Annotated in this window: 12 protein-coding genes and 2 pseudogenes; 10 read left to right on the plus strand and 4 right to left on the minus strand. The window is 28.0% G+C overall.

Going from position 1 to position 12,901, the window contains the following annotated elements; translation table 11 throughout:
• Positions 1-33: 33 nt before the first annotated feature.
• Positions 34-930, minus strand: a complete 897-nt coding sequence (locus tag BQ2679_RS06465; RefSeq protein ID WP_075567421.1) for a tyrosine-type recombinase/integrase — start codon at positions 928-930, stop codon at positions 34-36.
• Positions 931-1,025: 95 nt separating this feature from the next.
• On the opposite strand from BQ2679_RS06465, the gene BQ2679_RS06470 reads away from it, so the two are divergent.
• Positions 1,026-2,015: a hypothetical protein gene (locus BQ2679_RS06470; RefSeq protein WP_075567422.1), complete on the plus strand. Its 990-nt coding sequence runs from the start codon at positions 1,026-1,028 to the stop codon at positions 2,013-2,015.
• A 20-nt stretch (positions 2,016-2,035) separates the two neighbouring features.
• Here the strand turns inward: BQ2679_RS06470 and BQ2679_RS06475 are convergent, their stop codons facing one another.
• The gene (locus BQ2679_RS06475; RefSeq protein WP_075567423.1) at positions 2,036-2,752 is read right to left on the minus strand and encodes a hypothetical protein; all 717 of its coding nucleotides are present in this window, start codon (positions 2,750-2,752) and stop codon (positions 2,036-2,038) included.
• Positions 2,753-3,040: 288 nt separating this feature from the next.
• Here BQ2679_RS06475 and BQ2679_RS06480 point away from each other — a divergent pair, with 288 nt between their 5' ends.
• The 3 genes from BQ2679_RS06480 to BQ2679_RS06490 are packed head-to-tail and all read left to right on the plus strand — an operon-like array spanning position 3,041 to position 4,831.
• Positions 3,041-3,805 (plus strand): hypothetical protein, encoded by a 765-nt coding sequence (locus BQ2679_RS06480; protein ID WP_075567424.1) that lies wholly within the window; start codon positions 3,041-3,043, stop codon positions 3,803-3,805.
• A 23-nt stretch (positions 3,806-3,828) separates the two neighbouring features.
• Positions 3,829-4,398 (plus strand): hypothetical protein, encoded by a 570-nt coding sequence (locus tag BQ2679_RS06485; protein WP_075567425.1) that lies wholly within the window; start codon positions 3,829-3,831, stop codon positions 4,396-4,398.
• Positions 4,376-4,831 (plus strand): hypothetical protein, encoded by a 456-nt coding sequence (locus BQ2679_RS06490; RefSeq protein ID WP_075567426.1) that lies wholly within the window; start codon positions 4,376-4,378, stop codon positions 4,829-4,831. Before BQ2679_RS06485 ends, BQ2679_RS06490 begins: the two co-directional genes overlap by 23 nt.
• Positions 4,832-5,084: 253 nt before the next feature.
• Here the strand turns inward: BQ2679_RS06490 and BQ2679_RS11095 are convergent.
• Together BQ2679_RS11095 and BQ2679_RS06505 are read right to left on the minus strand one after the other, a co-directional pair.
• Positions 5,085-5,922 (minus strand): annotated as a pseudogene (locus BQ2679_RS11095) (IS630 family transposase).
• A 62-nt stretch (positions 5,923-5,984) separates the two neighbouring features.
• Complete coding sequence (locus BQ2679_RS06505; protein WP_075567429.1) at positions 5,985-6,836, minus strand: helix-turn-helix domain-containing protein; 852 nt, start codon at positions 6,834-6,836, stop codon at positions 5,985-5,987.
• Positions 6,837-6,915: 79 nt separating this feature from the next.
• On the opposite strand from BQ2679_RS06505, the gene BQ2679_RS10735 reads away from it, so the two are divergent.
• The 6 genes and pseudogenes from BQ2679_RS10735 (at position 6,916) to BQ2679_RS06530 (ending at position 12,887) form a co-directional block, all read left to right on the plus strand.
• Complete coding sequence (locus BQ2679_RS10735; protein ID WP_142324081.1) at positions 6,916-6,987, plus strand: SHP2/SHP3 family peptide pheromone; 72 nt, start codon at positions 6,916-6,918, stop codon at positions 6,985-6,987.
• A 398-nt stretch (positions 6,988-7,385) separates the two neighbouring features.
• A pseudogene (locus BQ2679_RS11255) lies at positions 7,386-7,526 on the plus strand (IS30 family transposase); the annotation flags it as partial.
• A 395-nt stretch (positions 7,527-7,921) separates the two neighbouring features.
• On the plus strand, positions 7,922-8,845 hold the full coding sequence (locus BQ2679_RS06515) for a site-2 protease family protein (RefSeq protein WP_075567430.1): 924 nt from the start codon (positions 7,922-7,924) through the stop codon (positions 8,843-8,845).
• Positions 8,845-10,971, plus strand: coding sequence for a hypothetical protein (locus BQ2679_RS06520; protein WP_075567431.1), 2,127 nt, complete (start codon positions 8,845-8,847; stop codon positions 10,969-10,971). Before BQ2679_RS06515 ends, BQ2679_RS06520 begins: the two co-directional genes overlap by 1 nt.
• A 1-nt stretch (position 10,972) precedes the next feature.
• The gene (locus tag BQ2679_RS06525) at positions 10,973-11,668 is read left to right on the plus strand and encodes a lantibiotic dehydratase C-terminal domain-containing protein (RefSeq protein ID WP_075567432.1); all 696 of its coding nucleotides are present in this window, start codon (positions 10,973-10,975) and stop codon (positions 11,666-11,668) included.
• Positions 11,655-12,887 (plus strand): YcaO-like family protein, encoded by a 1,233-nt coding sequence (locus tag BQ2679_RS06530; RefSeq protein WP_083237587.1) that lies wholly within the window; start codon positions 11,655-11,657, stop codon positions 12,885-12,887. The genes BQ2679_RS06525 and BQ2679_RS06530 overlap by 14 nt, the downstream gene beginning before the upstream one ends.
• The last annotated feature ends 14 nt before the right edge of the window (positions 12,888-12,901 follow it).

Consider the following 12,901-nt stretch of genomic DNA (forward strand, 5'->3'; position numbering starts at 1 on the left):
GATGAAGTGAACTGTAGACTTTGGAGATGTCTCTTACTCGATTTCAGAATGAATTACTGATATGGGATTAAAAGAACTAAGTATTTCTTTTTGTTTTGAATGAGATACGTGAGTATAGATTTGTGTGATTGATATAGAACTATGTCCAAGAATTTGTTGAATATATCGAATATCTACATCACTATCTAGAAGCATTGTCGCAAAGCTATGTCTAAACATATGCGGTGTAATAGTTCTAGAAAAGTTATTTTGTTCAACGATTCTCTTTATTAATAAACGTACACTTTGCTCTGACAATGGTTTAAGTGAATGTTTCCCTGGAAACAAGAAATCATTGGATTCATTCCTTGTTTTATTTATATATGTTTCTAATAAATTGAATGTTTTTTGATCTCCTAAAAATAGGATACGTTCTTTCTTACCCTTTCCTATAATCTGGAGTGTCTTATTGGAAAGATTAATGTCTTTGAGATGAATGTGGCAAAGTTCAGAAATTCTGATGCCTGTTGAAAGTAAAAGTGAAATAATTAGTAGATTTCTTTCAGCGTGTTGTTTTTGATAGTCAGTTTTAGATACAATTACTTTCTGTTCTAAATATATAAAAATGCTTTTCAAAATGTCATACGGAATCGTTTTAGGCAATACTTTTTCAGTTCTAAATTGAAAGCGCAATTGATTGAAGGGATTCTCTTCAATTATGTTCTGGTATTTTAGATAGTTATAAAACACCTTCATACAAGCAATTTTTCTTCTTAATGTATTCGTTTTTATGTTAGATCGTGTCAACTGTTCTATATAGGCTTCGATATTATCATAGTCTGAGTTATAAAATTGCATAAGATCATTCTTATAAGCGCGAATCGTGTGTGAACTCAAACGCTTATGAGTTTTGCAAAAATCTAAGTAAGTAGAAATAAGTTTATAATCCATAAAAATCTCCTTTATCATTAATCATGCTATTATAAACCTATTTGAGTGCTTTGTATAGTGATAATAAATTGTTATCGGTAGGAGAGAGAAAATTTATGAGAGAAAGTTATTCTATAGAACTAGTTAATAAAGGCGATGATGATGATTTTTTAAAAGCATTAAAAATCTATGATAATGTTACTCCAGTTACTATTAAGACTGACCCAAATGACTTTATTTATTGGGTTGACAATCCTATCGAAGAGTTTAGAATAAATATTTTTAAAATATACTGTAATGAAAAACTTATTGGGATGACAATGACTAGTTTTCTTAGTCGCACAAAAACAATGATATTAGAATATATTGCAGTCGAAAAATCATATCGAAAAAATGTCGTATATCTTTCTTGTCTAAATCTGCTCGGACAATATTTCAGTAATGAAAAAAATTACTCCATTAATTATTGGGCCACTGATATCAACAATGATAAGAATGGCCAAGGAACTGATTCTGAAAGCAAAATGTTTCAAATAATCCTAGATCTTGAAGGATATAAAAAAATTGATGCCCCGTTTAAAACACCCAGCTTAGGTATGACTGATATACCAGGATTTGAGGCGTACATTATGATTAAATCAACAGATAATATCAAATCACTTTCTAAAACAATATACGGAGGCATAATAAAGTCTATATTTTTTGACTATTACTTCCAATGGTATCAGAAACTATTATCCAAAAATGACTTTTCAGAATATCAAAATGAATTAAGATCAACTTATAAAAAATTAGAAAAAAGTATCGATACAATTTCTGACCCCATCCAGATTTTAGATGAGGGTTATAAAGTCTTTAAGGAAACAACTGGACCTACTCCAATAACTAAATCAAATAATTTGAGTTATATATTAAATGGAATATATGTATATTTGGTGACAGCTGTTATATCTTTATCTTTAGGAGTAATATTAAGTCTAATTACTGTACATTTTGCTTTTAACAATATAACTGATAAAGGTGAAATAATTGCTTCTATCATTGCTGGTACAATGGCAATTCCAGTAATAGGTAGCATTTTCACTAACTTAAATAAGAAAAAATAATAATAATAAACAACTAGCATTTAAACTTTAGTGCTAGTTGTTTTACATCTTATAATGATGTTAGCAGAATGTTTTTTAAAATAATGGATTTTATTTAAAAATTTATCTAGAAATGTAAATTTACTCGCAAAGTTTTCAGAATTGAAAAATCTTAGAGCTAGCGAACTCAAGATATGAAAACCAGCAATTTCAATAATTTCAAAATTGTTTAGCTTCAAAAGGGAAATAATATAATCGAAGGAGAAAATATATATAACATGATTGGAGTCAATGTAATTTGTTGAAACAATTGACATAGGTTTATCATAATAATCAGTGAAAAGATATTCGAAAGAACTACTATTTTCAAATTCAAGAATTAAATCTCCGTCTTCCTTAAGCCATTTTTGAAAATTTTCTATAACTTTATAAGAATTGCAATAATTAATTACACTGCCAACACAAATAATAGAGTCAAAATTATTTGTCTGAAGAAGATTAGAGGATTCTAAGTTTCCAATAACTGCATCTTCTATATCTTTAACCTTTTCCTCAGAAATATCCAAGTGTATCATTGGCGATGTGATACCATAAGTATTTCCACCTGAACCTGCATTTAAAATATTTCCAGTATAGTGTTGTTTTTGCAAAAATGAGATAATAGAGTTTTGACTGTATTTATACCAATTATTTATTTCCCACATTTGATCATGTTTATTGTAAAACTCTCTGACTACATCAGGATTAACTTTATCCATTCTCTATTCAATTCTCCTACCGATAACAATTTATTATCACTAGTATACCATAAATTCATCTTTAACAGTTTGATTTGTATAATGATTTTTTTGTCTTGAATTGAAAAAATTACCTATTGAACTATCATAAAAAATTGAAATAATAACAAATATTTGATAGAATGGTATAGTATAGTTTATAGTTTTAGCTAGAAATGACTATATCTAAAATTGATTACCCATTTTAAGAAATATATGGGTATGATTAAACATATTATTATTTTTGAATAATTTTAGAGTAAAGAGAAAATGCAAGAATTTTATGATAAATTTTGTAAAAAAAGAGAGAACCAAGATGAATTATATTTCTTTAATGGATATCAAGGAGAAGTTGAATTAAACAGAAGTAACATAGACTTGCAAAAAGAATCCGAAGTTCTTCTTGTAAGATATGCTAGTCCAAAATCAAATTTTGACAGGTTGCGATATACAAATTTTAACTATGATGAAGATACTCAAAAGGATAATTCATTTTCATTTGAATCGGAACTTGCAAAATTTGAAAAAGATTCACAACGATTTGTTCCAGATTTGAATAAAAACAAGGAGGTGTATTTCCTTCCGACAAATCTGGAATCAATAGTAAAACAAATAATTAATGGTAATAGAAGAAAAGTACCTGACATTCTAATTCCTTTAATTCCAAATGATATTCAGAGGAGCTTTGATTTTACATTTACTCCTACGCAATTCGAAATTGTTACTTATGAAAATATTGGTCAATTTGCTACTTCATTTATTAAATTAGAAGAGCCCTCGAGTGTTTGCGAAGTAAAAGAACAAATGGATTGTATAAAACACAGTATAAATGATAAGTTTGTTGATGGTATAGACGATTACTTTGTTGGTGATTTAGATCAAGGATTCGGAATGATGGAACGTGACTTTAAAAAAAAATATACTACACCAAGTACTTTTCACTATAATTTTGTATTGAAGAACAATGAAAAGGATAGTATGGTGAATTTACTAAAAACATTAAGTGAAAAATTTATACCATTTCCGTTTGAATAAAAAATGAGTGGAGGAAAAATAATATGATAAAGCAAAATATAAATAATTTTGATAAAATTATGAATATTGTAGAGCAAAATGATATAAAAATGCCTTTACTAGCAATAAATGAACCGATCTTTGGTATTGTATCTCACTTAGATAAGATTTACACGATTTATGTCATGCAAGATAGGACTTTGTTGAAAGATAATCATTTGGTAGATATTAAAGAAATTTTAATTACTGAACCTAACCTTACTAATCTTTACAAAGTAATAGATGGTGAAATTTCAATTCATAGTTTCTTTTCGAAATCTAATAATTATAGTATTGGAAAAATTGCTAATAAAATTTTTCCAAAAGTGGAAATTAATGATTTTTCGAAAATTTCAAATAAAATTCCTTCAATGGATTTACATTTGAATTTGAATGATTATTGTACGCAATACTACAAAAATAACATAAAAAGTCGCTGTAAGCGTTTAAAAGAATACAATAACTTTAATAATAGTCTTACTTTTACGAATAATAAAAATGTGGAAGTGAAAAAACAGATAGAAGCTCTAGATATACATTGGGAACTTAAAGATGAAATATATAGTAATAGATAATGGTTGTAAAATTAATACATTAGAGTATAATACATTTGAGATAGACGAGTATAATTCTGGTGAGACAATTTCAGAGAGCCAAGAAGTTAACCTTTCTATAAAAATAGGGTTTAATAAGGAGAATATATTAAAAAGAGTTCTATTATTAGATGTTTTTGTAGAAGGTAAACATGAAGCTATCTTATTACGTAATCTTCATTTAGATTTATTTTACGAATTTGAATATAAAGAAGAATATAATGAAGCTGTTTTGGATAGTCTAGATATGTATATGATAAAACATTTTTTAACAGAAACTGATAAAATTGTTAAGAATATAACTTCATTAGATCAATTAACATCTTTTTCTTTAAAAGATGCAATAACAGATGTTACAGAGAAAGTACCAGCGAATCTTTCTGTAACGGTGGAACAAGTTGGTCATTATAAATAATTTTTAAGTTTAACATATTATTTTAAAGATAGCTTAGAGTCAAAACCACTTTATAAAGTATAATAAAAAGTTCTTTAATAAAATGAGCTCTTTGTAAGCTATAGTGGATTGATGAAAAGTTATAAAAAGAGAGGATCAAATCGGTCCAATATAATTAAGCCAGAAATTCAAATACGATTCTGTATTTGGGTTTCTTTTTTTATGGGCTAAACTGATAGTTAAGGAGGTGCTTTCCATGATATAGTCATTTAGTTTAAAAAAAGCGCTCCAAGCATTCAAAAAAATTTGGAACTTCCCTTAATAAATCCGTCACTTTCTTTTTCAAGATAGCCCAAGCTTGCTCAGTAGGCTTCAAATCTGGTGAATAAGGTGGTAGAGGTAAGAAAAAGTGTTTATCTTGAATGCAAAGTTCATCCAAAATGTTCTTGGGATGAAAACTAGCATTGTCCATGACAATAACATGAGATGTCTTCAAAGCAGGCAGGAGTTGCGTTTTGAACCACTTCACAAAGAAGTCACTCGTCATGCTTTCCTTGTAAACCATGGGAGCTATAAACTCTCCGTCTACTTGTCCTTCAACAATTGAAGTCCGCTCAAAACGCCGTCCGCTAATCTTTTCATAGACTTTCTCCCCTCTAGGAGCCCGTGCATAAGGACGATAGAAGTAGAGATTGATTCCCGTTTCGTCAATATATACGATTGGTAAGTCTTTTAGGTTATCCAAAATATCAAGAAATTCAGCGACTTTCTCTGGATTTTGTTTCTTAAAGCTAGTCGTCTTTTTTTAAAGTGACCTTAATCTGCTTTAAAGCTGCCCATACTGAAGGAATAGCACAATCAAAATGTGCTGCAATTTCCAGTAAAAAAGCGTCTGGATGAGCCTCTACAAAGGCTTTCAATTCCTCTAAAGGAATCTTTCGCTTTTTGACGACTCGCTTTTTCCGCTCTAAGTGTTCTTGTTCACGTAATTTTTTTTCCCAAGTGAAGAGAGTTCTGACGCCAACATCAAAAACTTTGGCTGCCTCGACATGGCTGTGTCCCTCTTTGATGTAATCTAATGCTCGTTGTTTAAAATCTGTACCATATGCCATAGCTTTATTATGACATGCCCGTTTGAAACTAAGCAACTATAAATGGTAGAGAATCATTTCATCTATTTTTTGTTTACCAGTTTATAGAAATGGCTAGTATAGTGTAATTTTAACTTGTCTTCTCCTAAAATATCAAGGACTTGTATGGCCTGTTTCATTTTTTCAATTCCGCTATCTGAATGACGCTTAAATTCAAAGTAACCAGTTGCATAGAGAAAAACTGTCTGTTCATAAAAGTTTAATTCATTATCTAATAATGCTTTTATTTCGGTGATTAGACAAGTACAGTTTGAAAATTCTTCCTTATCTACGCTCAGAATTAGACAATTAATGGCCAATTGAGTGACAATTCGCTTATTTGTTTTATTCAATGAAGAGTAGATGTAATTGTTCAACATTTCCTTTGTTAATAGGAAGTAGGAGTTGTAGTTTATTGTTCGTACACAGTTACCTAATAAAGTGATTTCATAGTAACCCCATTTTTCAACTTTAAAGAGATAATCTGTCAATTGAAGTAATTCTTTATTTGATGGAATAATGCTGGAATCCATTGTATGTAGAATGGATTTTATCATTGTTTTCTCGAAAGAATTTAAAGTGTAAAGTGATGAGTCAGAAAGTAGAGCAGCTATATTTTTGATGTTATGTGATGAATATTGCTTACGAATATATTGAACCAAATTAGCGAATAATTCAGCATTAGTATAATCTTCATTATGTAAAACAAGAAACTCATCTAAAGTAATGTGTAATTTGTCTAAAATATTGATAAGTCGAATACAAGATATCTCTGATTCCCCACGTTCGAATCTAGATATTTGAGATTTTGAAAGATGTTCATCTGCTACAGAGCATAGACTAATTTGTTTTCCTTTACGAACTTTTCTAAGTGTGATGCCAAGTTTTGATTTCATAATTTCCCATTTTCCCAACAAAAATTAAATCCGTTTTTATTTATTGTACAATAAATAAAAACGGAAAGGAAGTCCGAGTATGAAGAAAATTTCAAAATTTTTGACGATTTTGGTTTTGGTGATGGATATTATCATAATTGTTGGTGGGTAAAATGCTTAAGTGTACACTTAAGTCTTTAGAATATTCTAAAGACTTAAGATTTTATAGGTACATAGTATGAAATACAGAGATAAATTTACATAATATCAATTTATTTTAGGTACATTTTATAGAATAAAATACGGTATTTATAATTTGGGAGGTTTTAATTGAAAAAACAGAATTTATTTAAAATATCAAATAATGTATAAGAGTATTCAAATGCTCTTAATACTATGGGTTTAAATTTTCAAGGAGAAATTCCTGTTTTTGTTGACCACAAAAGAGAAGATTTACTTCATAATATTAAGCGAATTAACAACGAATATTCCGAATGCTATAAAACAACGCCAATTTACCAATTTCTTTGCAGACGCCTATTTATCTTGATAGAGAGGAAGAATTGAACAACAAATGGCTCACTAAGAGAATATTTCTCAAAGAAAACTGATTTATCCAATATCTCTTATGAGTATTTGAACAAGACATTATATGATAACAATTACAGACAACGGAAATGTTGGTTTACAAAATTGAATGTTAAGTTTTAATAGATTTTTTAAAGTGAATATGGAACTTATTCTTGTAATTTTGCTATAAAATGAACAATTTTCTTAATATGTAATTTAAAGCATAGTAAGATCAGAGGTGAATTATTCACAACCGAATCGATTTATGAAGGATACCAATCAAAATTCAGAAGTACATGTTACAATAGGGACAGTTGCTTTATGGTTATTCATAAACTTGTGATATGTTTTTCCTAGTGAGAGAAAATTATTACTGTGTGATAAAATCATGATTAATTGAAATTCTAGCTACGTATTGGTATTTTTAATAATTATCAGTAAATTAAGAATAAATCAATTTGTAGCAACTTAAAGAAAGTATAATATTTGAGCTCCGGCAGTAGCTAACTGTACTAAATATCAAGTAAGGACTATCAATGTTAATAAACCCAAATTTTAAAATAGAGGATTTAGGAGAAAATCAGTTGTTTTTTATCAATAAAAATAAGGGTACAGGATACTATGTTGATAATATTAATTTAAGCGGGTTAAGAAAACTTGAAGAGCAAGGAATTTTTTTACAACCTTTGAAAAAAATTGGATATTATATAGAAGAAAATATGAATATTCCCATTGCAAAGTTAAGTTGGACTAATAACCTTTACCCTAATTGTAATTTATCCAGTAATACCGTTTTTTATTTGCTTATATCAATGTTTATGATTTTCCTTAGCGTTTTAGCATTAACAGTTATGAAATTTCCATTAGCAGATATAAATAATCTCAAAGTGGAGGGGATTGGGTATATATATATATTAGGGATATTTTATACTGGTATATATTTGATACATGAAAACTTTCATATTATTGTTGCAAGGTTACAAGGGATTGAGGTAAAAAAAATAGGTTTTAAGTTTAAATATTACATTTTTCCAATTGCTTTTGTAAAAATTTTGCCAACAGGCAAGGATAGAGTTAGAGCTAATATCGCTTTAGCTGGAAATGTTGCAGATTTATTACTATTAATAATTTATTATTTTATTTGCTTGATATCAAAGAATGTTTATTTCTATTACGTACTTTTTTTTCAATTTGGTTTAGCATTTTGGAACTATAATATTTTATTGCCAACAGATTTTCATTTATTTTTAATATCATACTTTAAAAGACGTAATTTTAGAAGTAAAGCGCTTAATTACACAAAAGATTTCTTTTTCCACCCTTCATTCGAAAAGATTACAAAGATAACTAAGACGAATGTCATATATTTATTATATGGTGGTGCTACAACATTTTTTTTTATTTATATTTATTTCAGTTTATTTTGGATGGCATATACATATATAATTAAAGGAGGGTGATGTTATTGTATTTTAAAAGAGAATCATTATTTAATAATAGTGATAAGGAAAAGCTTATAGATATTGACACTGACTATTTTAAAAAAATAAAAAAAATTGAAAACAAATTGGATTCCATAACAAATGAACTATTAACCGTTTTGAATGTTGAAATGCAATCATTTTATGAAATTAATAATAAGATTGCTTTGAAGAAGCTGATGAAGTTGAAGAGAAGTATACGACAAAATAAAAAAATTAAGCAAAATTTTAGCTCATTTAAAGAGATAGATACTTTAATCAGAAAAAGAGAAATTTATAAAGAAAAACTTGTTTCTTTAACGAATCAGCTAGAGGAAATTTTTCAAAAAAGAATAAATAATTATGATTTTTTTATGAATGATCCCTTATTTGTTAGAGCCTTAAATTACACGAATAGAGATTTTTTTGAAGAATTAAATAAAAATAAGAGAGAGAAGGCGACATTAAGCATAAGAAAAGAGAAAAGCTTGTATAACTATATTCAAAGAGCAACAGTTAAATGTAGCCCTCTATCTTATTTCGGTACAACTGTATTTGAGGGAGATGGTTTAGACAAAATTGATAGTTTTAATAATAATAATATTTACATTACAATATTATTATTTGCTCTATCTAATATAGATAGTACAAAGTATAAATTAAGATATAGATTCGGTCCATTGATTGAGGATAGAGGTAAGATGTTTATTTTACACGAGAAATATTTTCTATCTAGTCAGCACAAACCATGGATATTAAAAAGGGAAGATAGAGCATACCATAACTCCTTAATAGGGTTATTTAAAATTATGTTTAATAATAATGACTCAGTTTATGGTGAATATATTGAAGATATGTTAAAAGATAGTCCTTTTTTTGACTTTGATTTTTTAGTTTCATCTGAGTTAATTTATATAGACTTTAATTATTATTTGAAGAATCCTCAAAATCTGCTAACCCTATTGTATAACGATAAAATGTTTAGTGATAAAAAAAATCTGCTTAATTATTTGAGAGGCGAAGTCAATCCTGATATGGAGCAGATGATAAAAAAAGAGTTTCATGAGGTACTTAATTTTATTGACAATAGATCAATAAAAAAAAGATTTAAAGATTTTATAACTCGCGTCCCCCTTATTTACCATAATTCTTATTCATTAGGTAGTGTCGACAAAGAATTCAATATAGAAGTTGAATGTTTTAAGGATTTTATTGAGGAAAATACTTTATCAAAGCTCTACACAACTTGTATGGTTCAAGTATCAAGTAAGTTTGGAAATACAAATGTATTAGAACTGTTAAACTATATAAATGATCACTTTAAAGAACTAATTACTCACACAAAACCTAGTATTACCTATTCTGGTGTAAAAAAAAGTCTATTAGTTTTTTTTCAAAAAACCAATGATGGGATGATTTTAGAAAATAATTTAAATATAGGATTAGGGGTTCTTTCAAGAGAATTGTCATACTTAAAATCTTATAACTTTGATATTTTTCAAAAGTATCATGAGAATATTCAAAAGTTGTTCAATAATGAAGCAGAGGTGTATGAATTAGTGATAGATTCTGAAAGTTCAAATAACCTTCGTGAAAGTTTTTCTAATTTTCCGAAGCTTTATTGGCCATATGATATTAAATATTTAAGTTTTAATATTGATGATAATAGATTACAATTTTTATTTAAAGGTAAGCCTATTAATCTTATTTATACTGGTGCGGTTCCTTATCATTTATTTTTTGGAACTAAACGTTTATTGCTAGAAATTATTCACCCGTATAAAGTGAACTATGAAAGAATGAAAAAAAGTAATGATGAAAAGAGGAAGAAGAAGGTTTTATCTAGAAACTATTTTCAAAATATTAGTAATAAAACAAATTTTGAATTTTATCTATTTATTCATAATTTTTTTGAGGAGAATAAACTACCAAAAGAATTTTTTTTAACGGAAAAATCTTCTTTTAGGAATAACAAACCAGTTTGGTTTTCACTTGATTCTTCAAACTCTTTAACTATTTTAAAAACTATTCTAGATAAGAGGGATTACGACTTACATGTAGCTCTTCCCAATAGTTTTGAAAGTAAGACAACAGAATATGTAGCTTGGTTAATAGAAGGTTATTAGTATGTGGTACAGTTTTCATATTTATGGTATAGAAGCAATAAATTTTTTCAAAACTATTTCAAATGATAAATATAAATCAATAAAAAAGTTTTTTATTTATTATATGGATATGGAAGGATTTCATGTTCGTTTGAGAATCTTTTTAGAAAATAAAAATAAGAAAAATGTGATTTTCAATGATTTGTCAAAGGATTTTAATGAGTACATTATTTTAGAAAAGTTATATGATCCTGAATACAATATTTTAGGAGAAAAGCTAGATACTTATGAGGAGTATTCTGCCATCTTGTCTAGAGATATTATTGAAAAAAATATATATAAACCGTCTTTTAACTTTATTAAAATAGCGATTTTTAATTTTGTTTCTGAAATTTTAGCAGATGATACATTATATTTTTTAGAAAAATATATAGATTTTTGGAAAGGTTCTTTCTTTATAAGAAAATTTCACTCAGTTGTTTCAAATTTCAATGAGGATTGTGGAGATTTGGATTATTTTGAAATACTGAATCAATATTGGATTAAGGAAGCTGAGGCTATCCGGAATAATTTAGATTATGAAAGTATCAACAGATCATTACTATTTAAAATTTGTCATATGACTTTTAATAAATTAGGGTACACAATTGTTGATGAAGTAAATCTTTTTGAGGAAATTTTAAATGAACACCAGGGAGTAAAATATGGAAGGTATTAATATTCAAAATAAAGAATTGATTTCACCTAGAGGAATTAAAGGTGATGTGAGACTATTTTTAAGTAGAGTGTCAACAAAAGGATATCCTGAGCTTCCTTCCTCTATGTCAGGGGCTGGAACAAGTCCATTTAATGATAAAGACAGAGGGATCTTTCTTTCAGAGATGGAAGCTATTGAACGTATAGCGAATAGTATAAATACCAGTCGTTGTCTTGTATCTGATGCAGAGTCTCTAGGTGATTTGGCAGCAGATATGGATGAATTTCCTACTATTTCAAAAATAAGCGAGCCAGCTTCCATTAATAATGAATTTAGCTCTAAGAAGCTATTGCGATGGGTACAATCTATTGAGATACAAAGTAAAAGTCGGAAATATATCCCATTAGAATTCGTTTGTTTATACACAAATCGCCTATTTAATGGGGAGGGCATTACCAATCCTATATCAACTGGTATGTCCGTACATGATACTTATACACTTGCTATTTTGAATGGAATTTATGAAGTGATTGAAAGGGATGCGATTGCTTTAACATGGTTATTGCAGTATCCTGGGAAAAGAATAACCAATAAGCCATATGGATTAGATTTTAATGTTTTTGATAATGAGTTTTTGGGAAATACAGAGTTATATGATGTCTCAACGATTGACGGAATATATACATTTTGCTTAAAAGCCAAGAGTTATCATAATCAAAATATTTCTACAGTGTTGATGTTTGCTACTCATATTAATCCGATGGAAGCATTAAAAAAACTAAAAAAGGAATTAATTTCAGTAATCTATAGTATGGTTGAATCTAGTAAATTTTTCCCAGATATTATTAATCAGAATTATAATGATTTTGTCTCTGTGGAGCAAGGTGGCTTATATATGGCTCATCAAAAAAATCAGGATTATTTTAACTTTTTTAATACAGCTCAAGAAATTGTTTTTGATGAAAAGTTCGATAATATATTTGAGAATGAGGGTGAAGAACTAAAATATATCAAAGGTCTGTTGAAAAATAGAAGTATTTATGTTACAGACTTAACAAATCGTGAATGTAGAGAGAGGGGCATAAAAGCTGTTAAAGTAAATATTCCATCTCTACAACCGATTTCATTTGTTCATAGAAGTAGATTTTTACGTCATAAACGCATAAAAGAGTATTCAATAGAGAAGTTGGGTCATTATGAATTTGAAAAACTGAACTTAATGCCCCTACCCTTTTCGTAGTAGAAAGTGAGAGC

It is taken from the genome of Streptococcus timonensis (assembly GCF_900095845.1).
In the GTDB taxonomy this organism is placed as follows: domain Bacteria; phylum Bacillota; class Bacilli; order Lactobacillales; family Streptococcaceae; genus Streptococcus; species Streptococcus timonensis.